Genomic DNA, 25065 nt, shown 5'->3' with positions numbered 1-25065 from the left:
GTGATCTCGATATCGAAGCTCGACTTCATATGCCGTCTGAAGGAGCAGACAACGAGAACAACGAAGCCCTCCGGCCGGCGATGTGCCGGCCGGAGGGCCTTGCCGGGATTCGGCTCCGTCAGCCGTCGGACTCCGCCGACGGGAGATAGGCACCGGGCACGGCGTTCGGCGCGTACACCTTCTTGTCACCCGGGTACGGCTTGGTGAAGTCGTGCGTCTGGTACCACGTGTAACGGTTCATCTGCTCGGGGTTGGCGTAGTCGGGCACGGCATTCGGTCCGGTCAGCCGCTGGTGCGACGCCCATGTCTTCCACTGCGCCGCCACCGTCCGCGCGGCCCGTGGCACCGCCGTGGACGTCGGCGCCGCCGCGGCCTTGGTGTCCTGCGGCGCCGGGGTGTCCGAACCGCAGGAGGGCTGGGGGCTCACGCCGAGGGTCAGCGAGGTCCGGTTGGGCACCACGGTGAACGGGGTGTCGTCCGCCTTCAGGGTGAACGCCCCGTACATCGGGGTGGCCGCGCTGTCGAGCTGGTTCATCGGGTGGACGCCGAGGATCTGCTCGATCGTGCGGACCATCGTGATCTGCGAATAGTAGTGGTTGTCGACGGTGCCGTGCTTGGCGTAGGGACTGATGACCTGGACCGGCGCACGGTGGCCGTCCACGTGGTCGAGACCGTTCTGGGAGTCGTCCTCGACGACGAAGATCACCGAGTCCTTCCAGTACTCGCTGTGCGAGATCTCGTCGACCATCCGGCCGACCGCGAGGTCGTTGTCCGCGACCGCGGCGGACGCGTTCGCCGGGCCACCTGTGTGGTCGTTGGAGAACCAGAACATGTTCAGGTTCGCCGGGCCGTTCTTCTCGAAGTCCTGCTTCCAGATCTGCTGCTTGTAAATGTCCGGCACGCCGAGGTCGAACATCGGGAAGCCCTGCACCGACACCTTGTTGAGCGACGGGATCGCCGAGCCCGTCTTGATGGGGTACTGGGTCTGCGCTCCGGTCGCGGCCATGTTCTTGCTGTCGCAGTACAGGTTCTGCCAGTTCGCGCCGGCCGGCTTGGACTCCATCGACTGGAACTCGCCGAAGTCCTTGACGGACTTCCCGGCCGCCTGCGCACCGGTCCAGATGAAGCCGGACTTCTGGTGGCCGAGAACGTCGTCCTCGGTGTCGTAGCTGCGCGTGTACTCGCCGGCGGAAGACTCGGTGTACTCCGGGTTGTCCGACTGCATCAGCCAGTTGTGGCCCTCGGCGGAGTTCGTGCCGACGTCGTAGAAGTTGTCGTAGAGCCCGAACTGCCGGGCCAGCGCGTGCTGGTTGGGCGTGACGTTCTCGCCGAACGTCGTCAGCGAGGAGTCGCCGTCGCCCTGCGGCATGTCGCCGAAGACCTGGTCGTAGGTCCGGTTCTCCTTGACCAGCAGGAACACGTGCTTGATCGTCGAGGGGTCGCCCAGGCGCGCCGGGACCGGAAGCGGCCTGGCGTGGCCGTTGCCCTTGCCCTTGGCGGTGAGGACCGAGCCGGCCGTCCAGCCGTTCTGCCTGAACACCTTGGCCGTCTGGGAGCGGATGACGCTGTCGTCGGGCAGGCTGAACTGGGTCAGGCTGGACGTCGTGTCGTGGGTGCCGTGGCCGGCGCTGGTGGTGGGGCGGCGGGCGTCTATGCCACGGGTGTTGGACACGACCACCTGCTCGCCGACGGTGGTGATCGCCGAGGGGTAGTAGTCCGTGGGGAGCAGGCCGACATAGCGGGCCGGCTGCTGCGCGGAGGTGTAGCGGTAGACGGCGACGGCGTTGGCGCGGCCGAGCGTCACCAGCAGGCGGTTGTCGTCGGTGAGCGTCACCGCGTTGGGCTCGTAACCGACCGAGGCCTCCGGCCACGGCTGGGTGGCGATGGTCTGGACGACCTTGTCCTTGGCCGTGTCGATGACCGAGACGCTGTTGTCGGCGGTGTTGGTGACGAACACGGTGCCCTGCTTGGCGTACACCGCGGTCGGGTGCAGACCGACGTCGATGCTGCCGACGGCGGCGGATGGGTCCGCCGTGTCGATGACACTGACCGTGCCGCTGGTGGCGGCACCGGTGTCGGGGTTGGCCGGCACCTGGGTGCCGTAGGAGTTCATGGTGGTGTCGCCGGCCTTGGCCGGACGCCCGCCCTCGTTGCTGACGTAGAGCTTGCCGCCCACCAGGGCGAGACCGCGCGGGGCGTTGCCGACGGCCCAGCTCTGCTTGACGGTTCCACTGGCCGCGTCGATGGCGACCACCTTGTTCTGGCCGTTGACCGCCGAGTACACGGTGGTGCCGTCGGCCGAGAACACCGCGGCGCCCACGAGCGCGTGCTTGGTGCCGTCGGCGGGGACGGATACGGTCACCGGGTTGGCGAGGGTGCCGTCCGCGTTGACGGTGAACTTGGTGTAGCCGTCGACCTGGCCCAGCCACAGCTGCGTGCCGTCGGGCGAGTAGGTCGGGCCCTCCTGGCCGACGGAGCCGCTCTTGATGCGCAGGTCGTCGGCCGCGTTGGTGCCGACCTTCTGCTTCACCTGCCCGGTCGCGAGGTCCAGGACGACCAGTGAGGCGTCGCCGTCGGCGACCGCGGCGGCGAGGTGGGTGCCGTCCGGGCTGACCGTGGACGACATGATCTTGCCGTCATTGATGACGGTGCGGTCGCCGTACGGCTTGATGTACTGGTCGCTGGAGATGACCTGGCCGTCGCGGGTGACCTGGGCGACCTGCTGGGTGCCGAAGTGCCACGTCGAGGCGACGGCCGTCCCCGTGACGCCGAGGGCGACGGCGATGCCGGCCGTCACGAGCGCGGTGCGCCGACCGACGCGTCTGCCGAAGAGGCTGACCTGCTCTTCCTCGTCAACCCGGCGTTGCCGTGTTACCTGCATGGGCTTATCCCTTCGAGGTGGTGTCAAGCAGTTCGACGTTGCCGTCGAACTGCCAAAGGGGGTTCGGGGCGTCCCGGGTGGGAGTACGGACGAGGAAGTAGCCGTTCACTTCCTTCGGTCCGTCGCCGTCGGCCACGAACCGCCCGTCTGAGGCGACGTCGAGTTGGTAGACGGCCGCACCGGCCACCGCGACGTCGGGGAGATGCCAGGTCACGACGCAACGCCAGTCGTTGCCCGCGCCCTCCTGGACGCCCTGGCCGTCGCTCTTGGTGCAGGCCGCCGTGGCGCGCAGCTTCGCCTCCGTGACGGCGGGGCGGTGCAACTGCCGGGTCTGCAGGCGGTAGAGGTGGGCGAAGGCCGTGGCCATCGACCGCTGGATCTTGTCCTGCTCGATGCCCGAGCCCATGGACGGGGTCGCCGTGGCGACCACCGCGACGGTGAGGGCGGTCAGGGCGGCCGGCGGCAGAACTCCGACGGTGAGGGCGCGGCGCCCGGCACCGTCGTAGGCCGGATTGGTGAAGTCCCGCCGTACGAACAGCAGATAGGCCAGCGTCGTCGCCAGTGCGGCCCACACCAGACTGACCGCGACTCCGATCAGAAGCGGCTCGAGCTGGGCCGGGCTGGTGAACAGGCCGTTCCAGGAGATGAAGGCATAGCCCGGCAGGGCGAGGCGTACGGCGACCGGCAGCGGCAGCATCTGGGCGACCTGCATGCCGAGCGCGACCAGTGGGGGCAGCAGCAGCCCCATCGGGGAGCGGCCCAGGGCGACTGATCCGAGCAGGCCGATCGCGGCGAGCGCCAGGGTCGGGGCGAGCGCGCAGAGCCACGCCAGCAGGACCCGGCCGGCCGCGTCTGCCGATGTCAGCAGGTGGCCGTCGAGGCCGACCAGCGGCTGGTCGCCGATCGACACCAGCCCGCCGAGCACGCTGGAGCAGACCAGCCCGGCCATCAGCAGCAGGATGACGGTGAGGCTGGCCACCGACTTCGCCACGAAGATGCGCCGGGGCGAGCGGACCGCCACCAGCAGATGGCGCCACGTTCCGAGCCGGTCCTCGGCGGCGAACACGTCACCGGCGACCAGCGAGGTCAGCAGCGGCAGCGCCCAGGTGCCCGCGAAGCCGAGCGTCACCAGCGGACCGGCCCACCCCGTGGCATGCATCCAGCGGCCGAAGAGCGTGTCGGACGGCAGCGTGCTCTGCCCGCTCACCCCGGCCACGAAGAGCGCCGGCGCGATCCAACAGGCCAGGACCAGCAGGCGGATCCGCCACTGCGAGACCAGCTTCACCAACTCGAAGCGGTAGCCGCGCGAAAGCGGCACGCGGCGGGCGGTGGCAACGCTGTCGTCGACGATGGCCGTGGTCATCGGCCTTTCTCCTGAGGCTCGGTGAGGGCGAGGAAGGCGGCTTCCAACGGCGAGAGAACGGGGGCCAGTTCGCGCACCGCGACGCCCGACCGCACGAGGTGCGCCACCAGTTCGTCGAGCGCGGGCACCAGCGCCCGCACGACCAGCACCTCGGCGTCCGGCCGCATCCCGGTGTCGTCGACGACCCTGATCCCGTCCGTGTCGGCGGCCAGTCGGCGCGCGGCGCGCGGGTCGGAGGTGCGCACCCGGTAGTCGAGGTCGCGGTTCTCGGCGGCCAGCTTGTTCAGCGGCCCGGAGAAGACGACCCGTCCGGTGGCGAGAAGGGTGACCTCGGAACACAGCGCCTCGAGGTCGTCCATTCGGTGGCTGGAGACCACGACGCCGGTGCCGTCCGCGGCGAGCCGGGTGAGGACCCGGTGCACATGTCTTTTGCCGGACGGATCAAGGCCGTTGGAGGGCTCGTCGAGCACCAGCAGCCGGGGCTTGGTCAGCAGGGCCGCGGCCAGACCGAGCCGCTGTCGCATGCCCAGCGAGAAACCGCGGGCCTTGTCGTCGGCGACGTCGGCGAGGCCGACCTCGTCGAGCACCTCGTCGATGCCCGCCGTACGCACGTCGTGACCGCGCAGTCGGGCCAGCGCGGCGAGGTTCTGCCGGGCGGTGAGCGAGGGGTAGAGACCGGGGCCGTCCACGAAGCCGGCGACACCGTCGGGAACCGCGAGCGTCCGCTCGACCGGCGCCCCCAGGATCTCCAGACGGCCGCCGTCGGCGACGGACAGGCCCAGCAGGAGGCCGAGCAGCGTCGTCTTGCCCGCACCGTTCGGCCCGACCAGACCGTGGATCTGACCTTGCGTCACATCGAGGTCGACGCCGTCGAGCGCCACGACATCACCGAAACACTTGGTGATCCCACGCGCCCTGACCGCGAGAAGTACGTCCATGGTCCCCTCTTCCCAAACCCTCAGGAAACCTAGGGACGGCGCACGGCGCAGGCGAGGGACCAGGGTTGAACGTCCGGGGAACGGATTGTCAATTCATTGGCAAGTACACGAGTACGAAGTGCACGCAATCGGCTCAGAGTCGGGCAACCTTTCCGGCCATCCCTTGGGTGGCGGGTGATGCCGCTGGTTCCATGCCGCCCGGCGGAGGGCGCCCGATCGACGGACATCGGGGGGTGTGACGCGCGAGCCCACGCGAACCTCGCGCGGCGCCGTACCGCTGGGGGCGGCGGGTGGTCTTCTCGGCGCGGTGGCTGCGTCAACGGCTCGTCCCACACGGCCCACTCCCCCGTCGGCCCCGTCCATGCCGGGCCCCCCACACAGGCCGTCGCCCTGCCGCGTACGACACCCTGCAGGCCGGCCTCCGCCGAGGTCGCTCCGGCGGCCAGACTCCGTGGCGTTCAGCTGGTCGAGGCGATCGGGGCGTGGCCGGAGAACAGCGGCGGCGCGGCCGCGTCCAAGACGCGGGTGGCCGCGCTGAAGCTTCCCACCGGCCTCGTCGGCCAGGCCGGGCCGCTGCTGCCGGACGCGGACGCGCCCGAGCCCTCCTGGGCAGTGGCCTGGATGACCTGGGCGGCCAGTTCCTCGTCGGCCCGCGGCCGTCCCGCGGTCGCCGGCCGACGCACCCGGTCACGGAGGATGTACAGGCCCGCGCGGTGTGCCGCGTCCGACCCCGAGCCGGTGGCCCTGTTCATCACGGCGAACAGTCCGGTGCGTGAGACGCCGAGCTCCATCACCATGTCCCGGACACGGCGCAGTTGCCGGGTGCCGCTGCCCGGCTCGATGGGCTTGTCCTCGGTCGGCCCGGCACAGTCGTTCGACACGGCCATCTCGTTCGTGAAGGCCCTGATCGGCGGGCCGGCACGCGTCCACGTACCGCTGGGCGACTACACCGCGGAGGCTCACTGGCGCACGCCCGATCCGCCGGGAGGATGCGGCGGAACGGGCGGTGGCCGGACGGCTCGCGCCGCGTCAGCTCACCAGATTCATCCAGGTGTTCGGACCGACGACGCCGTCCGGGGTCAGTCCCCTGGACCTCTGGAAGGTGAGCACGGCGTCCCGGGTGCCGGTCCCGAACCGGCCGTCCACGGCCACGGAGACGCCGTGGGCCTTCAGCTCCTCCTGGACCGCCTTCACGGCCGCACCGCTGTCGCCCTGCCGCACGGTGACGACCAGGCGCTGCCAGGTGTTCGGCCCCACGATGCCGTCGGCTGCCAGGTTCCGGCTCCTCTGGAACGAGATCACGGCGTCCCGGGTTCCCGCCCCGAACCGGCCGTCCGCCGTGAGGGAGGCCCCGTGCGCGTCGAGCAGGTACTGCACGGTGACCACCTGGCGCCCTGTGGCGCCCTGCTGCACCAGGGGCCAGCTCGGCGCGGGCGGCGGGGGCGTGTAGTCGCCCAGGGCGAAGGTCCTCAGGTCGTTCCGTGTGCCGTTGAAGACGTCCTGGTCCCCCGGGAACGGGCCGGAATCGGCCGTCTGCCAGACGGTGTACGTGTTCCAGCCGGCGGCCAGCGGGGTGGGCGTACCGGACTGGTTGACGATCCACAGCGGGGTGGTGTGGCCGAACCCCCGATAGTTGCCGGTGCAGGACGCCCACCAGCCGGCGGAAGTGTAGATCACCGGGTGGCGCCCCGTTCGTGCGTGGTACTCGTTCACGAAGGCGGCTATCCAGTTGGTCATGGCGCTGCGGCCGAGCCCCCAGCAAATGGCGCCGTGCCCGTTGGCCTCGATGTCCAGAGCACCGGGAAGGGTCTTGCCGTCGCGCTTCCACCTGCCGCCGTGGGCCAGGAAGTAGTCGGCCTGTGCGCGTCCGCCGGAGGCGTCCGGGCGGGCGAAATGGTAGGCACCGCGGATGAGCCCGGCGGCGGCCGCCCCTTGGTATTGCCGCGGGAAGTAACTGTTGGTGTAGGTGACCCCTTCGGTCGCCTTCACATAGGCGAAGGCGGCGCCCATGGTGGCCGTCTTCTTCCAGTCGATCGTCGGGTTGTAGCCGCTCACGTCGAGCCCCCGTACGAAAGCGGTGGACCGGCTCGCCCCGGCCGTCGCGGTGGTGTCCGCGTGGGCCGCGCCCGCGCCGCCGGCGCACAGGGCCGTCAGCGCGGCGACCGCCGCCGCACCGCGGGTCCGCCACCCGGCTCTCACCGGGGCGGCACCGCGCCCGTGGGGATGCGTCATCGCCGTCTCTCCATTCGTGTTCCGTGGTCGGTCGGGGCCTGCCCCCGCCGGACGCGCCGGCGGGGGCAGGCGGGGCAGCCGGGCTTGGGCCGCTACGGGCGCACCAGGCCGTAGAAGACGGAGCCGGACAGCGAGTAGCTCTTGTCGTACACGCCGTGCCGGCCCGAACCGGCGGGATCGGTCGTGTTGCCCGAGATGACGCGTACGGTCGCGCCGCTGACCTGGTCGACGACGCCGATGTGGTACCGGTTGTGCGCGCTGCCGAAGATGATCAGGTCACCGGGCTTCGCGGACTTGAGGCCGCTGGTGCCGACCCACCTGTGGTGCTGGACGGCCCAGTCGTAGACGTTGGGCACGTAGGTCATGAAGGGGATGCTGACCCCGGACTGCCGCCACACCCACGTGGCGAAGGCCGCGCACCACTCGGTGCACACGCTGTAGGGCTTGCCGGGAACGCACTGGTGGGAGTTGGCCGTGACCCCGATCTGGCTCCGGGCGGTCTTCACGATCTTGGTGCGGAGCGCCGACGTGGCGTGGCAGCTCTTGACGATCCGCTCGATGCCCATGGCCTTCATCGTCTGTTCGCCGGCGATGCCGTCGGCCGACAGGTGGTGCTTCGACTGGTACGTCCTCACCGCGCTCGTCGTGCCGCTCCCGTAGTCACCGTCGGCCTGCACCCCGGCCTTGGTCTGCACCTGCTTCACCTCGGAGGTGAGCCCGGCGAGCGTCTGCGTCCCGATGACTCCGTCGACGGCGAGGCACCGGTCGCTCTGGAAGGACTGCGTCGCCGCCTTGGTCCTGGGGCCGCCGACACCGTCCACCTGACCGGCGCCGTAGGCCAGGCCGTTCAGGTCCCGCTGGGCCAGCTTGATCTGGGTGGAGGTGGCAGCCGGCCTGGCGGCCGTCGAGACGGTCGCCGAAGCCGGGCCCGGGACGGCGGCCAGGGCGCCGGTCGCGACCGCGGCGGTCAGCAGACCGAGAACGGCCCGCCGGGCGCGCCGCACCGGGCGGGCGGCCGCAGGAGTGTTCGTCAGCATGTCCGGTACTCCTCAGGTTCAGGGAGAAGAGAAGGTCGGGTCGGGAAGAGGGCGGCCCGCGTTTCGTTGCGGCTGCACGGACATCGCTCTCGTCCCTGGACGGCGCCGGCCGCTCCCCCGCGGCAGCCGGTCGCCGATTCGGTTCTACGGCAGGACGCGTTGTCCGGTGTCGGTGAAGAGCCTTCGGACAACCGGCTCCGGACAAGTAGGCTCCCGGCGACGCTTCTCAGACCTTGGGGGTATCGAGTGCCGCGTGGAGAAAGGCCGTTGGAGGACGATGGCAGCGCACTGACCGGCTTCGCCGCGGAGCTGCGCCGGTTACGGGACACGGCGGGCAAGCCCACCTACCGTCAGCTCGCGGCGGCGGCGCACTACTCGTCGACGACGCTCGCGGACGCGGCCGGGGGGAGAAAGCTGCCCACCTTGGAGGTCACGCTCGCCTTCGTCCGGGCGTGCGGCGGTGACGAGGAGGAGTGGAAGGCGCGCTGGCACGAGGTCGCCGCGGGTCTGGCCGCCGCCTCGCCGCACGACGGGGACGACGCGGGCCGGGAGCAGGACCGGCCGTGCCCCTATGTGGGGCTGTCGGCTTTCCAGCCGGAGGACGCGGACCGGTTCTTCGGGCGTGAGAGGCTCACGGACGACCTGGTCGCCCGGGTCCGCGCAGCCCGGTTCGTCGCCGTGTTCGGGGCGTCGGGATCCGGCAAGTCCTCGCTGTTGCGCGCCGGTCTGATCCCTCGTCTGCGCGGGGGCGACGCGGTCGGCGGTCCGGGCCTGCCGGTCCTGCTGTTCACCCCTGGAGCGCATCCGCTGGAGGAGTGTGCCGCCCGTCTGTCGGCCTTCGCCGGGGGCACGGCTTCCGCCCTGCACAGAGAGCTCGGCACCGACTCCCGGTCCCTGCACCAGGCGGTCCTCCAGGCACTCGCCAAGGCGGACCGCCCCGACGGCACGGATCTGCTTCTGGTCGTCGACCAGTTCGAAGAGATCTTCACCCTCTGCCGGAGCAAGGACGAACGCGACCGTTTCGTCGGGGCGTTACTCACGGCGGCCCGAGCCGCCAACAGCCGTACCCGCGTGGTCATCGGAGTGCGGGCCGACTTCTACGCGAGTTGCTCGCAGCATCCCGAACTCGTGGCGGCTCTCCAGGACGCCCAGTTGCTGGTCGGCCCCATGTCGACGGAGGAACTGCGCCGCGCCGTCAGCCGGCCGGCGGTCCGCTCCGAGTGCGCCGTGGAGACGGGTCTGCTGGCCCGGGTCGTAGCGGAGGCCACCGGACAGCCGGGCGTCCTGCCGCTGGTCTCCCACGCCATGCGGGAGACCTGGTTGCGCCGGCGCGGCAACACGCTGACCCTGAGTGGCTACGAGGCGGCGGGCGGCATCCCGCACGCCCTGGCCAACACCGCCGAGGCCCTGTACGGGCGGATGACGGCCGAGCAGCGGCGGCTCACCCGCTCCGTGCTGCTGCGGATGGTGTCGCTCGGCGACGGAACCGACGACACCAAACGGCCCGTGGCGCGCGAGGACCTCGGCCCGGACACCGGCGCCGTGCTGGACCTCCTCGCCCAGGCGCGGCTGGTCACCTTGGACAGGGACAGCGCCGAGATCACCCACGAGGCGCTGCTGCACGCATGGCCCAGGCTGCGGCAGTGGATCGACGAGGACCGGGCAGGTCTGCTCATGTACCAGCAGATCACCGAGGCGGCCGCCGTCTGGCAACGGCAGGGCCGCGACCCCGGTGCCCTGTACCGGGGCGGCGTGCTGGCCGCGGCGCGACAGTGGGCCGCCACCCGTGGCGACGGTCCGGCCGCCGGCCCTCGGGTGGAGGAGTTCCTCGCCGCGTCCGTCCGGCACGCGGGCCGCGCGGCCAGGCTGCGTCGCGCCGGAATCACCGCCGTGTGCGTGTTGGCCCTCGTCGCGTCCGTGGCCGCCGGAGTAGCGCTCAAGAAGAGCGCGACCGCCCAGGCCGAACGGAACAACGCCATCGCCGGGGAGGTGCAGACCGAGGCCAGCCAGTTACGGCGGACCGACCCCTCGCTCGCCGCCCAACTGGACATCGCCGCCTACCGCATCCGTCCGCGGCCCGAGCTGCGCACCGACCTGATCAGCGCCGCCGGCGCCCCCGTGTCCAGGCTCCTGCCCGCCGGAAGCGGCACCGTGTTCGCGGTCGCGTTCAGCCCCGACCACCGCACCCTCGCCGCCGGGGGCTCCGACGGGCGGATCCGGCTGTGGAACGTCGCGAACCCGACCGACCCGGTACCGGTCGGCCGGCCCATCGACAGTCACAGCCAGTGGGTCTACTGGCTCGCCTTCAGCCCCGACGGCCGCACCCTGGCGTCCGCGGGACGCGACCACACGGTACGGCTGTGGAACGTCACCCACCCCGCGCACCCCGCTGCCTGGGGACAGCCGCTGACCGGTCACAGCAGCTACGTCTTCTCCGTGGCCTTCAGCGGGGACGGACACACCCTGGCCAGCGCGAGCGACGACGGTACGGTCCGGCTGTGGAACGTCGCGGACCCGGCGCACCCGCGGCGGCTCGGTCGCCCCCTCAAGGGACACGACCACGGTGCCGTCGCCTCGGCCGCGCTCAGTCCCGACGGGCACACGCTCGCCAGCGCCGGTCACGATCACACCATTCGGCTGTGGAACGTCACCGACCCGGCCAAGCCGCAGCGTCTGGGGCGGCTCACCGGCTTCCGGGACACCGTGTACTCCGTCGCCTTCAGCCCCGACGGCCGTCTCCTGGCAGGCGCGGGCAACGACCACACCGTCCACCTGTGGAACGTCGCCGACCCGGCCGCACCCGCGCCGCTCGGAAAGCCCCTGGCCGCACATGCCGACACGGTCTACGCGGTCGCCTTCAGCCCGGACGGACGGGTCATGGCCACCGCCGGAGCCGATCACACCGTCCGCCTGTGGAACGTCACGGACCCCTCCGCACCCGTCCCGCTCGGGCAACCCCTCACCGGCCATACCGAATACGTCTACTGGCTGGCGTTCAGCCCGGACGGGCACAGCCTCGCCTCGGCCGGCGCCGACCACACCGTCAGGCTCTGGAAGCTCCCGGACACCGTCATCCCCGACCCGAGTTACGTCAACACCGTGGCGTTCAGCCCGGTGCGGCACATCATGGCCAGCGGCAGCACCGACAGTACCGTCCGATTGTGGGACGTCACCGACCCGTTGCGGCCCAAGCCCCTCGGCCGGCCTCTCACCGGCCACCGCAACGCCGTGCGGAAACTGGCGTTCAGCCCCAACGGGGGAATCCTGGCCAGCGCCAGCCGGGACGGCACCATCCGGCTGTGGGACGTGCGCGATCCCGCCCGTACCAAGCTCCTGGGCAGTCCGCTCACCGGCCACCGGGGCGAGATCAGCTCGGTCGCCTTCAGCCCGGACGGCCGCACGCTGGCGAGCGCGGGCTTGACCGATCAGAAGGTCCGTTTGTGGGACGTCTCCCGGCCGGCGCACGCGAACGGCATCGGCGAGCCGCTCACCGCGCACACCGGAGCGGTCACCGCTCTGGCGTTCAGCCCGCGGGGCCACGTGCTGGCCACGGCCTCCTCGGACGACACCACCCGCTTGTGGGACGTGACCCGCCCTTACCGGCCGGCCCTGCTGGGCCGGCCGCTCGCCGCCCGGAGCGGCGGTGCGTACGGCGTGGCGTTCAGCCCCGACGGCCGGACCCTGGCCACTGCCAACGTCGACCACACGGTACGGCTGTGGGACGTCACCGCCCCCGCACGGCCGCTGGCCCTGGCCGAGCCCCTGCTCGGTCACACAAGCTTCGTGTACGGGGTCGCCTTCAGCCCGGACGGCCACACTCTGGCCAGCAGCAGCGACGACCACACCGTCGTCCTGTGGAACGTCACCGATCCCGAGCACCCGTCCCAGCTGGGCACCGCCCTCGTCGGCCACACCGGGCCGATCGACGACGTGGCGTTCAGCCCTGACGGCCACACTCTGGCGAGCGCGAGCGACGACCACACCGTGCGGCTGTGGAACCTCGACATCAACCAGGCGATCCGCCACCTGTGCGCCTCGACCGGCGCCGTCACCGCACGGCAGTGGCACCGGTACATGCCCGAACCGTCACTGGACCAGCCCTGCCCATGACGCGCCCCGCAGTGGCAGCGCACCGGGCCCACTCTCCTGACCTGCCTGTCTGCGACGTCGTTGTCCGGCCGCTGTTGTCCGGTGCCCGCTCACCGGCACCGGACAACGGTGACGTACTAGACCGGTTGCAGGTGCCGGCCGGCCTGCACGGCGGCAGCACCTGGCGGCCCCACGCCCTCCACGTCTCCTGATCGCGGCTGACGGAATCCGTCTTCCGCCTGGCCGGGGGGCTTATGGGGCCGCACCGCACCTGTCGCGGTCACACAGACACCGGGAGAGAACGAACATGACGATCATCAAGCGGACGCCGGCCCGTGCCGGAGTGCTCATGGCCACGGCGGCGCTGGCGCTGGGCGCCCTGGCCGGACACGCCGAGGCCCGCAGCGCGAACATCTCCAGCTGGAACAGCAGGTCCGACTGCAACGTCAACAGCCGCTACGACCTCTGCCTGTACTACTCGCCCAACGCCAAGAACGCCGCGTACCGGACGACGTTGCTCAAGGTCGGCGACCTGGGAACGAAGAGGTTCGGCAGCAGCGGGGCCGGCCACGGCCAGAAGGTCCGCAACAACGCCGCTTCCGCCCAGAACGGCACGGTGTGCAACGTGGGCATCTGGTACTCGACGAACTACCGCGGGGACTCCAACTGGCTGTCGCCCCACAAGGGCGGGAACCTCACGAGCTGGATGCGGAACAACGAGGCGTCCATCGCCGTCTCGGACCACACCCGCTGCCCCGGTCTCGGTCACTGAGCCCAGCAGACCCGTGAGTATGCGGTGCCCCACCGGTGGGCGGGGCACCGCGTGCCCGATTGCCGAGAAAGCGATGGCCATGGCGTACGTCTCCGCACCCGCCCCCGCACGACCAGCACAGCGTGTACGACGCACACCGCGTCGACGGCTGCCACGACGCGTCGCACTCGCCGGCGGCGCGCTGGTGCTGGCGGCCCTGAGCGCCTGCTCGGCCCGGCCGTCCCATCAGACCGCACCACCCGCGGTGGGCGCGATTCCGCGGATCGTCGGGGTGGAGCACCTTCATCTGCCCGTGGAGCGCTACATGTTGACCCCGCGGCAGGCCCTGGAATACGACGCGGTGGACGACGCGGCCGTACGGGCGTGCGTGCGGAGGTTGTCCGTGCCGTATCCCGCGGCGGCCCGCCTGCCGGCAGGTTCGGTGGCGCAGCGGGAGGCGCTGGACGCGTACACCGTGCTGTACCGGCGGTACGGGCTCACCGATGCCGCGGAAGCCCGGACCTGGGGTTACCACACCCCCGCCCCCGAGCCCTCCGGGGTCGCCGCGGCGAAGGCGGTCAAGCCTCCGTCCCTCTCGGCGGCGGCCCGAAGTGTCCTCACGGGGGTGGACAGCTCGGGCACGCCCCTCACCTCGTACCGTGGCCGGCCGGTCCCCAGGGGCGGCTGCCTGGGCGAGGCCGAGCGGCTGCTCGGCGCCGGGGCTTCGCAGGGGCCAGGCACCGATACGGACGGAATCGTCACCAGCATAAAGGCCGACGGCTTCCAACGGTCCATGTCCGATCCCCGGGTCACGAAGGTCTTCTCGGCATGGTCGGCGTGCATGAACGCCCGGGGCTTCCGAATGACCACCCCCATGGACGAGGTGCCCTCGTCGAACGGCGCGACCCCGTCCCGCGGCGAGATCGCCCAGGCGCGTGCGGACGTCGCCTGTAAGGCGCGCACCAACCTCGTAGGAGTCTGGTTCGCGGTCGAGTCGGCCTACGAACAGGCCGCGATCGCAGAGCACAGCGCGGAGCTGGACCGGGTGGCGAAAGCCCGCGACGCCACGGTTCGCGCGATCGACCGGCTGTCGCACCGCAACGAGACCCGGTCATGAGGCCGTCGCTGCGACACCAGCAGAAGACCCCGCCGACGTCTCCCCTACAACTGTGCGGACCGGCCCAGCGAGCGCCACAGGCCGTGGCGTTCACTGAACTCGCCTCGGCACTCGTCTGGTCGCCCGGAGGAGACCACCGGCCCCCGGGCGATCGGGGCGCCGGCTGTGTGGCGCAAGCGAGGGCTCCCGCGCCGTACGCGGCGACGAGTCCGGCCGTCCGTTCGCTGCGTCACCTCTCCGGTTCTGCCGATCCCTCCGGGGTCATGTCGGGAGCTTCGATGCGAGTACGTCGACTTTCTCGATCGCGGGCGACACGGTGAACAGCTCCGCTGCCCGCTCCCCCAGCGCCGTGCCCACGCCTCCGGCCAGGTGTGCCTGTCGACCCGCGTCGTCGGGGAACACGTCGAAGATCCCGAACGTGGACGCGTCGAACTGGACGGCGAACCAGGCGCGGGTGTCGGGTTCCTGGTCGACGATCGCCCGCGCGTCCGTCAGGAACTGTGCCACTTCCGCTTCCTTGCCCGGTTTCGCCTGTACCCGGACCAACAGCCCGACCCGCACCATGGCTCCTCCTTCAATCGGCGCCTTCATGTCGACTCCTCTGCGAATATCGCAGCGTGTGCGGCAGTTCGATCTTCGGGACACGCCGATCGGTGGCTCACTCTTCCTGAGTGAGTCTCCGGCCGTCGGGGCAGGGCGGCACAGCGCGTCGGCCCGTTCGGCCGAAGGTGGGTCAGCCTGTGCCGCCGCTCGCGCTGCCCCACGTTGAACGGTCGAGGGCCGCGCCGGCAAGGCGCGCTGCTCGCGCCGGGTGTGATGCGTCTACCAGCGGTACCAGCGGCCCTTGCGGCCGCCGCTGTCCGCCGTACGGACGACGAAGCCGAGCAGCCACACGATGAGCACGATCACCGCGATCCACCACAGCGCCTTAGCGCGAAACCCGCACCGAAGGGGATCAGAGCGAGCAGAAGAACCAGAAGGCTATACGCGCCGCCCTGCATCGTTCCCCCGTTGTCACCACTCCCCCGAATGAACCGGCGCGCTTCACACGGTTACTCGTCAGCCGAGGGGATCCGCCAGCTCCCAACCGTCGGCCAGGAGCTGGTCGACGGCGCCGAGCGCGCGGGCGAGGCGTGTAGGGCGGTCCCCGTGGAGTTCGAGCCACGGGACGCCCGCGTCGGTGAGGACGTCGCGGAAGCGGGCGGTCATCCAGGGACGCACATGTTCGCCGTCGCGCAGGCCGTCGTCCTCGAAGGGAACGCCCTCGTCGGAGGTGAGCAGGTACAAGGCGCGGGGTGGCATGGCCGCGGCCGCTTCCCGGACGGGGTCGGTGGCGCGGCCGCGGTAGCGCTCCTGCCAGACGGTGGTGGCCAGCGCGTCGGTGTCGCACACGAGCACCGGCCCGCCGGCGCGGGCCGCCCGCTGCTCGCTCTGGTTCTGGCGGCGGGCGACCAGCTCGAAGTCGGTGTCGTCCCACTCCAGGTCGGACACGGTCGGCTGCGGCTCGTCGGGGCGAGCGAGGGCGCGGGCAGAGGCGAGCTTGGCGACCGTCAGTTCGCGTCCGTACTCGGGTACCCAGCGGATGAGCGCGTGCGGACCGCCGCGGGCGCGCAGGGCGGTGGCGAGGTCTCGGGAGAGCGTGGTCGTGCCGGTGGACTCCGCGCCGAGGACGACGACCCGGCGGGCCAGCCAGGCGCGCACCGGCGGTTCGATCTCCTCCCAGTGGGCGACGGGGTCCGCCCTGACCTTGGTCCCGGAGACGGCGAACGTGTCGCGGCCGAGATCCAGCAGGACCGGTGCGGCGTCGAACCGGCGGGCGAGTTCGGCGCCGTAGGGCTCGGAGCTGAAGACCGCGTCCACGTCGGGGGCGGGCGGGGCGGCGGCCAGGGCCTCGCGCATCAGGGCGACATGACCGGCCCAGGCCGCTTCGCTGTCGTAGTCGACCGGCAGGTCGTCGGTGATACCGACGACGGTGACATGGGGCTCGTCGGCCCAGTGTTCGCGGATCCAGGCGACGCGTTCCCGAAGAGGTATCGACTCGTGACCGGCCGCCATCACGACGACGGTGACGCGCGCACAGGCGTCGGCGGCGGAGCGGATCAGGAAGTGGTGGCCGGAGTGCGGCGGATAGAACTTGCCGATGACCAGCCCGTGGGCGAAGGACGAGCTCATGCGGCCACCACCTGCTCCGAGGCGCTTTCCCCGGAAGAGGGCCGGGCGGCAGCTGCCAGGTCGCGTCGCCAAGAGCGCCACCCGGTCAGGCACATGGCCAGGAACAGCAGGTAGACGATGCCGGTGAGGTCCAGTGCTTTGACGAAGTAGAGCGGGATGTAGACGAGGTCGGCGACGATCCAGAACCACCAGTTCTCGATCTGTTTGCAGTTGAGCAGCCACTGTGCGGCCAGCGACAGCGCCGTGGTCAGCGCGTCCCAGAAGGGCGCGATGTCGTGCGCACGGGTCAGCAGCACCGTCAGCCCCCAAGTGGCCGGAATCACCAGCGCCGACAGGACGAGCAGCGTGGACGCGGACGCGTGACCCATGCGACGACGCGAGCGCCGCTCCCCGCCGCGCAGCCATATCAGCCAGCCGTAGGCGGCGAGGACGACGTAGACGACCTGGAGCCAGGCGTCGGCGTAGAGGCGGGCGCTCCAGAACAGCACGAGGAAGAACAGGTTGTTGGCGATGCCCACGGGGAAGTTCCACACACTCACCCGTACGCACAGCCACACGCATACGGCTCCGGTGGCGAAGCCGAGCAGTTCGGCCCAGGTGACCGCGTCCTGGCCGAGTTGGAACACCTGGTGGTTCAGTGGCGCGACCAAGCTGTCGAGCGCCTGCGAGACGGACATGCCGTCCTCACCCCTCCCATTAACGTCTAGGTGACGATAACGGGAAGTGATCGACTCCGCAATGCCCTGACTCACTGACGGTGGAAGCGGTCGACGAAGGCGAGACCGGCCGCAGCGCAGCACGTGCGGTACTCCGCCAGAGTGATACCGGGCGGTACCGGCGGATGGGCCTCGTCCAGGCCGAAGCCGGTCAGGTCACTCTGCGGGGGGCCGCTTCTATTGGGCCAGGTATGCCGACCCGTACGTCGGGACTCGCCGGGTCGCCCTTTGCGGGGCGAGCCGCCCGGGCGGCAGTTAGACGTCTACGCCCGCGATCCCCGCACCGGCCGCACGACGAAGTCGGCCCCGCCATCGTCGGGGGCAGACCGTCGATCAGCGCCGAAGGCCGGTGCGTCCCCTTCCCTGCCCGGGCACGTCCTGGCCTGTCGGTCGGCGCGATCGGATGTAGTCACGCTCAATGACTCCGCGCGGACGGTCCGCTTCAGGGCTGCGGCGGCGTTGCGGTCTCCATGGACGACTGGGCGGTATTGGTAGCCGCCCTGATGCCGAAGTACGCCGTGGTCATCGCGCTGACCGCGGTGAAGGCGCTGGTGAGAATCGCCACGGCCTGCGTCTTGTCCGCGCTGGTCACGCCCCAGATCGCAGCAACCGTGATCGTCACATCGCCGAGCAGGATGACCAGGAAGCCGGCCCAGGCCCGGGTTGTCTGAAGGCTTCGGTCAGCCACGATCGCCTTGTTCTGACCCATGTCACCTGTCGGCTCCGCCACGCTCTTCTCCTCCGCGCCGCCGGCCCCGGTGGATCCATGGAGGTCGCTGCCGATTCCATGGGACCGTCGCCCAGCCCTGGAAAGCCTTTCCATCGTATTTTCTCATCATCAGAGGCGAAAAGCCTCCGGAAGGCTGGCCAAACGGATGAATTCCACCGCCGGCCGATTCCCTCGCGATCGCCACGTCGGTACGCACCCCCGCGCGGACAGCGCCTTCCGCGACCTCACGTCGACGAGCACCGAACAGTGACGGCTCCGAGCGCGGCCGCTGTACATTGATTACAATGCGTGACAAAAAGGTCACCGAGGGAGATGCGGGCAATTTCGCCTCGACGACAGTGACAGTGACGGTGCGCGGCCAGAGCGCGGTTTTCGATGTTTCGCTGCCGGTCGGTCAGGGACGGCTCGGCACAAGGAGGAACTGAACATGAGCCAGCCGGGTACCGTGGCCCTGACCGTCGAACACGACGGCTCGGCCCAGGCGATCGCATTCAGCCCGGACAGCACCCGGTTCGCGAGCGGCGGCAGCGGCTCCGTACTACGGGTGCGCTCGGTCGGCACCGGCGTCCCACTGGACGCGCCCAGCCAGGGGGCCGTGTCCAGCATCGCGTTCAGCCCGGATGGAGCCGCGCTCGCGGTGGCCGACTTCGAATCCTTGTTCGTGCGCTCCAGTTCGACCGGGGCGGTGATCTGGCAGGGGCCGCTCGAGCCGGGCAACTCGGTGAACACCGTGCGGTTCAGTCCGGACGGCAAGGTGGTCGCGACCACCGACGCGCTGGTCGCCGTGCTCGACGGTGCGACCGGAGCGTCCGTGCGGCGGATGACCGTCGACACCCCGCTGATCTCCGGCATCGACCTGAGCCGGGACGGCGCCCGGATCGCACTGGCCATCGACGAACGCCACGGCGGCGACCACCGGTTCGCCGGGTCCGCGCGGGTGCTGGAGCTGGCCACCGGGACCGAACTCGGACGGCTGACCCCGGACAACGCGGTGCTCGCGGTCGCATTCAGCCCGGACGCCTCCCAGGTGCTCTGCTGCGCCGCCGACGACACCACCCGGATGTTCGAGGCGGTCGGCGGGGCGCAGTTGTGGCAGACCGAGGACGCGGGCGACAACCCGGACTCACCCCGGTTCACCGCCCCGTCCTGCCTGGCGTTCGACCCGAAGGGCCGGTGGACCGTGGTCGGCGGCTCGGACGGTTTCGCCCGGGTGCGGGAAGCGGAGTCCGGAGTGGAGAACGGCCGGGCGCCCACGCTGGCCGTCGATGCCCCCGCCCCGGAGATCGGCGCCGTCACGCATGTGGCGTTCGGCCCGAACGGCAAGGTGGCGGCCAGCGCCTCCACCGACAACCTGGTGCGCCTGTTCAATCCGGACGGCAAGGAGCACTACACGGTGACCACCGATGAGGTGCTGGCGATGGAGTTCAGCCCGGACGGCCGCTGGCTGGGGATCGGCTGCTTCGGGCACGCGCTCGTGATCGACAACGGCGAACTCGGACGCGGGTGAGGCGGCATGGACCCGCAGGAACTCCTGAGGCAGGTAGCCGACCAACTGCGCGCGCTGACCCAGGACGCGGTGGAGAATCTGATCCATCAGCTGCCCGAGCTCGGCGACGAGCCGTCGGCGACCGGCACCGTACTGGCCGGGCGGCTGCTCGCGGTGCACGACCGGCTGCCGGCGGGGAACTCGCTGGTGGAGCTCGTACGGGAAATGCTCGGCGACCTGGACGCCAACTCGCCGGTCCGGCTGCACGGCTGGCGGCGGGCGGCCGGGGCGCCCCTCGGGGTGGCGCTGGTGCTCACCGACCCGTCCGGCGCGGCGGCCGGGCGCGCCGTGCTCGGGGTGACCCCGGGCGGCCCGGTGTTCGACGTGGTGGTCACCTCGGGGTCGGCCCTGACCATGCCGCCTGTGGTCACTGGACCGTGGAGTGCGCAGGCGACGATCGTCGCACCGACCGGCTGGGACGCCGCGTTCGGTCCCGGCCTGCCGCCCACGCCCCCTGGCGGCACCGCGACGATCCGGCTCCAGCGCACCGGCCGGCTGGCCGCCGGCATGACCGACGGGCCCGGGATCAGTGTCAATGGCATCGGGCTCACCGTGACCGCGGACCCGGCGACGCCGCCGGCCGTCGAGATCGAGCTGCGCGAGATCACTGCGGCCATCCTGCCGACGGCGTTGGCCAAGCTGCTCGGCGTCGGCGGGGCCGACCCGATGGCCGACGGTTCCGGTCCGGTCAGCGTCACCGTCCGGGCGGACCGGGCCGGTGGGCTGCGCTTCGCCGGCAACGGCGCGCTTCGGGCCGCGCTGCCGCTGCGGCTGAACGCACCGGGGGTGCGCACCGGAGACATCGGTCTGGAACTGACCTCCGACGGTGATGGGCCGCGGCTGGCCCTGTCCATGTCGGTCACGGCCGGGCTGCCTGGGCTGCCCCTGCGCGTCTTTCTGGAGCGGGCCGGAATCGACCTGCCGGTGGTGCTGTCCCCCGCGACGCCGCCGGGCATCGATCCGCGCCGACTGCGCGAGCTGTTCCCGGACGGCATCGGCACCGAGCTCAACCTTCCGCCGGTGTCCGGCGGCGGCCTGGTCCGGCGCACCCCGGACCAGGGCTACGCCGGGCTGATCTCGATCGACCTGGGCGTGCTGCAACTGCAGGCCATCGCCCTGTTCCGGCCTCCGGCAGGGAGCACGCCGACCAGCTTCCTGGTACTGCTCGCCGCCCGGTTCCCGGATCCCGGCATCGAGCTGGGACTGGGGTTCGCACTGGACGCGGTCGGCGGGCTGGTCGGCGTCAACCGGCACGTGGACGTCACCGAGCTACAGCAGCTGGTCTGCGACGGCAATGCCGACCGAGTGCTCTTCCCCGACCACGCGGCGGAGCGCGCTGGGGAGATCATCGGGTCGATGGGCGCGGTGTTCCCGGTGGCCCCCGGACGGCTGCTGGTCGGGCCGATGGTGCGCATCACCTGGGGCGGCCGGATGGTGTCGCTGTCCGGCGCACTGATCCTGGAACTGCCCGCCCCCGTGCGCGCGGTGCTGGTGGGACGGCTACTGGTCGGCCTGCCCGACCCGGTGCTACCGCTGATCCGGCTGCAGGCCAGTGTGCTCGGCCGGATCGACCCCGCCGTCCCGGTGGTCGAGCTGCTGGTGTCGCTGGCCGGGTCGTGGATCGTCGGACTGGCCGTGCGCGGCGAGATGTACCTGCTGGTGCGCGGCGGTCGGCAACCGGAGTTCGTACTGTCCGCCGGCGGCTTCCACCCTCGTTACACCCGCCCCACCGGGGTGCCCGCGCTGCGGCGGCTACAGGTCGACCTGGCTCCGGGCGGCGGTTTCGGGCTGCGCATGGAGGCCTACTTCGCGGTCACCTCCAACGCGGTGATGTTCGGCGGTCAAGTGCAGCTGGATGCGATGATCGCCGGCTGTGGTGTACAGGGCTGGCTCGGGCTGGACGCGCTGTTCGTCCTCGACCCGTTCGCGTTCGCGGTGCAGGTGCGAGCCGGGGTGGCCGTGCGTGCGTTCGGCCGCCGGCTGGCCAGCGTCGGCCTGGACTTCACCCTCGAGGGCCCGGCGCCTTGGCATGCGTTCGGCACCGGCAGCATCTCGGTGCTGTTCTGGGATGTCGCTCTGGACTTCGACGTCCGCTGGGGCTCCCCGCCGGCGGTCGCGCAGCCGTCCGGGCGTGATCCGCTCGGACCGCTGCGCGCCGCCATCGGCCAGGCGAGGGCCTGGGCGGTCCAACGGCCGACGGCCGAACGCACGGCGCTCGTCTTCACCCCCGCGGCGATCGAAAAGCTGGCCAAGGGGGAAATCGTGCACCCGGACGCCACACTGCGGGTCAGCCAGGAGGTGGTCCCGCTGGGTGTGCCGATCTCCCGGTTCGAGCACCGGCCGGTACCGGTCCAGCATTGGACGATCAAGGAGGTCACGCTCGGCGTGCCGCGGGCCGCCACCGATCTCTCCTCGGTGCCCGAGCGGTTCGTGCCCGGCGAGTTCTTCGATCTCACCGAGGACCAGCAGCTCTCCACGCCCGCGTTCGTCAGCTACGCCGGCGGGGTGCGGGTGGGCACCGACGCCACCCGGCTCGGCGCGGGGCACCAGGTCGACGACGGCTACGAGACCGGCTACGAGCCGCCCCTGCCGACCCGGCAGTTCTCCCACTGGCCGGGGCATTTCCGCCATGAAGCGGTGTACGGGCTGAGCGCCGCCGAGCGGCTGGAGCGGTGGCGCACGCCCGAGGCGGCCGTGCGGGTGCGCCCGTCGACCCTGAGCGTGGTCGCCGCCGACAACCTGAAACCGCTCCTCGACGACGTCTCTCTGGTCAACGCCACCGCGAATGCCTGGGAGGCGGTGCGTGAACGACTCGGAGACCCGCACGCGCCCGTCGAACTCGTCGAGAGCTGGGAGCGGCGCGCATGAGCCCTCTCCGGAGCGCCCGCCCGGCGACGCACCCGGGGCGCACGTCAGGATCGCGCGACCTGAGTGGGAGTAACGCATGAGTACGCGATGGTTCTTCTCCTCGGCGCTGGTCGGTGCGGCGGCTTCGGCGACGGGTCAGGCGCTGCGGACGTCGGTCCTGTTCGCCCGCGACATGGACGGCAAGCAGGAGCAGGAGCCGGCGGCCGGACCGACGCTGTCGCTGGTCGGGCCGGGGGACGTGTACGGCTTCGACCGGACGATGGTGCTGCGCGAGGAACCGTCGCCCGGCTCGGCCCCGGCGGCGGAGAACGTACTGGCCGGTGTCGAGTTGGCGCATGCCGACCTGCCCTGGCTGCTGTCCCCGGGGCAGGCCTCGACACCGTCCGGGCCCACCCCGCAGCCGTGGATCGTGCTGATCGTGCTGGACGAGAGCGAAGCGGCGCCACCACGCGCCTCGACCCCGCTGCCGGTGCTCACCGCCCCGGTCGCGGTGCTGCCTCCGCTGGCCGAGCGGTGGGCCTGGGCGCACGTGGAGGCCCGCCTCCCCGACGACGTCACCGACCTGGGCGTCGCGCAGGGCCTCGCCGCGCAGGGGGTGCGCAACCACTCGGCCGAGGTGGTCGGGCGGCTGCTGTGCCCGCGCAGGCTGGCCCCGAACCGGGGTTGGATCGCCGCCGTGGTGCCGGCCACCGCGGCCGGCCGGGCCGCCGGCCTGAACGCGGACCTGGTCGGACCGGGCACGGCGGATGCCTGGCCCATCGACGGCAACGCCACCGTCGATCTGCCCGTCTACCACTGGTGGACCTTCCGCACCGGAGACGCGGGCACCTTCGAGCAACTGGCTCGTCAGCTGCGTTTCCGCCCGGCCACCGGAGCCGGGCTCGGCACCCGGACCGTCGACGTGAGCCGGCCCTGGCCCGCCGAGCCGCAAACCGGTCCGGCCACCGTGGCGTTGGACGGTGCGTTGCGGGCGCCCGGGGCAACGGCGCCGGAGGCGTGGTCGGACCCCACCGAGCAGGACCGATTCCGGACCTTGCTCCGAGAACGGCTGGACGAGCCGGCCAAGCGCCGCGCCGCGGCCGGGAATCCGGTGGATGACCGGGACACCGTCGCCGTCGCCCCGCCGCTCTACGGCAGCCATCACACGGGTCAGCAGACCGTGCCGACCGATCCGGGCAGCTGGATGAGCACGCTCAACCTGGAGGTCCGGCGCCGAGTGGCAGCGGCGCTCGGCGCCCGATACGTGCAGCTGGAGCAGGAGTTCCTGATGGCCCGGGCCTGGGAACAGGTCGGTGAGATCCGGCAGGCGAACCGGTTGCTGGCCGTCAGCGAGCTGGCCGCCACCACTGCCGAGCAGGCCCAACGCAAGCATCTGGCCCCGTTGGGCGTGACCGATCTGGTCACCGTGATGGCGCCGATGAGCAGCCGGATGCCGCTGTCGGCCGCCGCCGCCGGGCCGGTCGGAGCCGCGACCACGCTGACCACCATGCTGGCCAAGTCCCCGGTGCCGACCGGAGCCGCCAGCACCTCGTTCGCCCGGCTGCTCCGCCGCGGTGGCGCGCTGGCACGCCGTGCCGACCGTGTCGCGGCCGGCGCCGCCCCGAACGGTGAAACACCCAAGACGGTCATCGAGGCGGGGCTCATCGACTTTCACGTGATCGACGAACATGATCCCGGCGCCGGTCTGCCGAGCGAGCTGCGCGCCGCGGTCGCCCCGTCGCGGCTGCAGTTGATGCGGATGACCGATCGCATCCCCGCCGAGTCCTGGGCTCGGCGCAGCGAAGCCGACGCGCGCCCGCTGCAGCCGATCATGGCGCACCCGAAGTTCACCGTGCCGATCGCCGAAGAGCTGCTGGCCCGTTGGCCCGAGTGGGCGATTCCCGGGATCGGCGCGTTCCCGCCGGACTCGGTGACGCTGCTGGAGACCAATCCGGAGTTCGTCGCCGCCCTGCTGGTCGGACTCAACCACGAGTTCAACCGGGAGCTGCTGTGGCGAGAGTTCCCCACCGACCAGCGCGGTACGCCGTTCGCACGGTTCTGGCCCACCGACGGCGCGGACATCGACGAGATCGCCCGCTGGCCGATGGACGCCCCTCTGGGCAGCCGGCTGCGCAGCGACAGCGAGGGCAACCTGGCGCTGCTGGTGCGCGGTGAGCTGCTGCGCCGGTTCCCCGGCACCGCGCTGCTCGCGGTACGCGGCGAGAACGGAAAGCTGCCCGCCGAGTTCGGCGGGGTGCCGGCCACCCCGCTGGCTCTTGACGAGTCCACCGTGCTCTACCTGTTCGCCGGCATCGACGAGCAGCGGGCCCGCGCCGAGGACTGGTTCTTCGTGTTCCGCGAACCGATGCGCGGTACCCAGTTCGGTTTCGACACGGGCGACCAGCCCGACCGTATGAAGACCTGGGCCGACCTCACCTGGAGCGGCGTCACCGTGGACGCCGCCAATTGCGTCCGCCTCGCCCCGCCGCCCGACACACCGCGCGAACTGGCGCCGGCGGACCCGCCGGTGTGGGGCAGGGACGCCGCCGACATGGGTCGAATCGCCTTCCAGCAGCCGTTCCAGCTGGCCTTCCGGGCCACCACGCTGCTGGGCGGCTGACTCATCGCGCCGAGGACAGGAGCACA

General features: G+C 71.4%; 17 protein-coding genes and 2 pseudogenes. 7 read left to right on the top strand and 12 right to left on the bottom strand.

Annotated features, from left to right (window positions below; genetic code table 11):
• Positions 1–118: 118 nt before the first annotated feature.
• The 6 genes from ACIBA9_RS05190 to ACIBA9_RS05165 all read right to left on the bottom strand — a co-directional run bounded on the left by ACIBA9_RS05190 (position 119) and on the right by ACIBA9_RS05165 (position 8451).
• A complete protein-coding gene (locus tag ACIBA9_RS05190; RefSeq protein WP_399359936.1) occupies positions 119–2881 on the bottom strand; it encodes an alkaline phosphatase family protein in 2763 nt (920 codons plus the stop codon).
• Positions 2882–2885: 4 nt separating this feature from the next.
• On the bottom strand, positions 2886–4244 hold the full coding sequence (locus tag ACIBA9_RS05185; RefSeq protein WP_399359935.1) for an ABC transporter permease: 1359 nt from the start codon (positions 4242–4244) through the stop codon (positions 2886–2888).
• Entirely contained in the window at positions 4241–5182 is a 942-nt protein-coding gene (locus ACIBA9_RS05180; RefSeq protein ID WP_399359934.1) for an ABC transporter ATP-binding protein, read from the bottom strand. Before ACIBA9_RS05180 ends, ACIBA9_RS05185 begins: the two co-directional genes overlap by 4 nt.
• A gap of 458 nt (positions 5183–5640) precedes the next feature.
• The gene (locus ACIBA9_RS05175; protein WP_399359933.1) at positions 5641–6063 is read right to left on the bottom strand and encodes a hypothetical protein; all 423 of its coding nucleotides are present in this window, start codon (positions 6061–6063) and stop codon (positions 5641–5643) included.
• 148 nt (positions 6064–6211) lie between these two features.
• Positions 6212–7414, bottom strand: coding sequence for a GH25 family lysozyme (locus ACIBA9_RS05170; protein ID WP_399359932.1), 1203 nt, complete (start codon positions 7412–7414; stop codon positions 6212–6214).
• Between the two features lie 92 nt (positions 7415–7506).
• The gene (locus ACIBA9_RS05165) at positions 7507–8451 is read right to left on the bottom strand and encodes a peptidoglycan-binding protein (protein WP_399359931.1); all 945 of its coding nucleotides are present in this window, start codon (positions 8449–8451) and stop codon (positions 7507–7509) included.
• 267 nt (positions 8452–8718) lie between these two features.
• Between ACIBA9_RS05165 and ACIBA9_RS05160 the strand changes: the two genes are divergently transcribed.
• From ACIBA9_RS05160 to ACIBA9_RS05150, 3 genes are all read left to right on the top strand, one after another.
• Positions 8719–12561, top strand: a complete 3843-nt coding sequence (locus ACIBA9_RS05160) for a helix-turn-helix domain-containing protein (protein WP_399359930.1) — start codon at positions 8719–8721, stop codon at positions 12559–12561.
• A 286-nt stretch (positions 12562–12847) separates the two neighbouring features.
• Complete coding sequence (locus tag ACIBA9_RS05155) at positions 12848–13312, top strand: hypothetical protein (protein WP_399359929.1); 465 nt, start codon at positions 12848–12850, stop codon at positions 13310–13312.
• A gap of 79 nt (positions 13313–13391) precedes the next feature.
• Positions 13392–14408: a hypothetical protein gene (locus ACIBA9_RS05150; RefSeq protein WP_399359928.1), complete on the top strand. Its 1017-nt coding sequence runs from the start codon at positions 13392–13394 to the stop codon at positions 14406–14408.
• 261 nt (positions 14409–14669) lie between these two features.
• On the opposite strand, the gene ACIBA9_RS05145 is transcribed toward ACIBA9_RS05150, so the two are convergent.
• The 6 genes and pseudogenes from ACIBA9_RS05145 to ACIBA9_RS05120 all read right to left on the bottom strand — a co-directional run bounded on the left by ACIBA9_RS05145 (position 14670) and on the right by ACIBA9_RS05120 (position 18026).
• A complete protein-coding gene (locus tag ACIBA9_RS05145; protein ID WP_399360019.1) occupies positions 14670–14972 on the bottom strand; it encodes a putative quinol monooxygenase in 303 nt (100 codons plus the stop codon).
• A gap of 258 nt (positions 14973–15230) precedes the next feature.
• Positions 15231–15409 (bottom strand): annotated as a pseudogene (locus tag ACIBA9_RS05140) (hydrophobic protein).
• 58 nt (positions 15410–15467) lie between these two features.
• The gene (locus ACIBA9_RS05135; protein ID WP_399359927.1) at positions 15468–16580 is read right to left on the bottom strand and encodes an AAA family ATPase; all 1113 of its coding nucleotides are present in this window, start codon (positions 16578–16580) and stop codon (positions 15468–15470) included.
• The gene (gene pnuC / locus ACIBA9_RS05130) at positions 16577–17257 is read right to left on the bottom strand and encodes a nicotinamide riboside transporter PnuC (protein WP_399359926.1); all 681 of its coding nucleotides are present in this window, start codon (positions 17255–17257) and stop codon (positions 16577–16579) included. Before pnuC ends, ACIBA9_RS05135 begins: the two co-directional genes overlap by 4 nt.
• A 71-nt stretch (positions 17258–17328) precedes the next feature.
• Positions 17329–17451: pseudogene (locus ACIBA9_RS05125) on the bottom strand (SAM-dependent methyltransferase); the annotation flags it as partial.
• Positions 17452–17738: 287 nt separating this feature from the next.
• A complete protein-coding gene (locus ACIBA9_RS05120; protein ID WP_399359925.1) occupies positions 17739–18026 on the bottom strand; it encodes a hypothetical protein in 288 nt (95 codons plus the stop codon).
• Between the two features lie 284 nt (positions 18027–18310).
• Between ACIBA9_RS05120 and ACIBA9_RS05115 the strand changes: the two genes are divergently transcribed.
• The 4 genes from ACIBA9_RS05115 (at position 18311) to ACIBA9_RS05100 (ending at position 25039) form a co-directional block, all read left to right on the top strand.
• Positions 18311–18451, top strand: coding sequence for a hypothetical protein (locus ACIBA9_RS05115; RefSeq protein ID WP_399359924.1), 141 nt, complete (start codon positions 18311–18313; stop codon positions 18449–18451).
• Between the two features lie 2 nt (positions 18452–18453).
• Entirely contained in the window at positions 18454–19533 is a 1080-nt protein-coding gene (locus ACIBA9_RS05110) for a WD40 repeat domain-containing protein (RefSeq protein WP_399359923.1), read from the top strand.
• Between the two features lie 6 nt (positions 19534–19539).
• Positions 19540–22440: a DUF6603 domain-containing protein gene (locus ACIBA9_RS05105; RefSeq protein ID WP_399359921.1), complete on the top strand. Its 2901-nt coding sequence runs from the start codon at positions 19540–19542 to the stop codon at positions 22438–22440.
• 76 nt (positions 22441–22516) lie between these two features.
• A complete protein-coding gene (locus ACIBA9_RS05100) occupies positions 22517–25039 on the top strand; it encodes a hypothetical protein (protein WP_399359920.1) in 2523 nt (840 codons plus the stop codon).
• The last annotated feature ends 26 nt before the right edge of the window (positions 25040–25065 follow it).

It is taken from the genome of Streptomyces sp. NPDC051452, from assembly GCF_044454765.1.
GTDB lineage: Bacteria > Actinomycetota > Actinomycetes > Streptomycetales > Streptomycetaceae > Streptomyces.
Note: the sequence above shows the minus strand (reverse complement) of the source record. Positions and strands in the feature narration are given on the sequence as shown.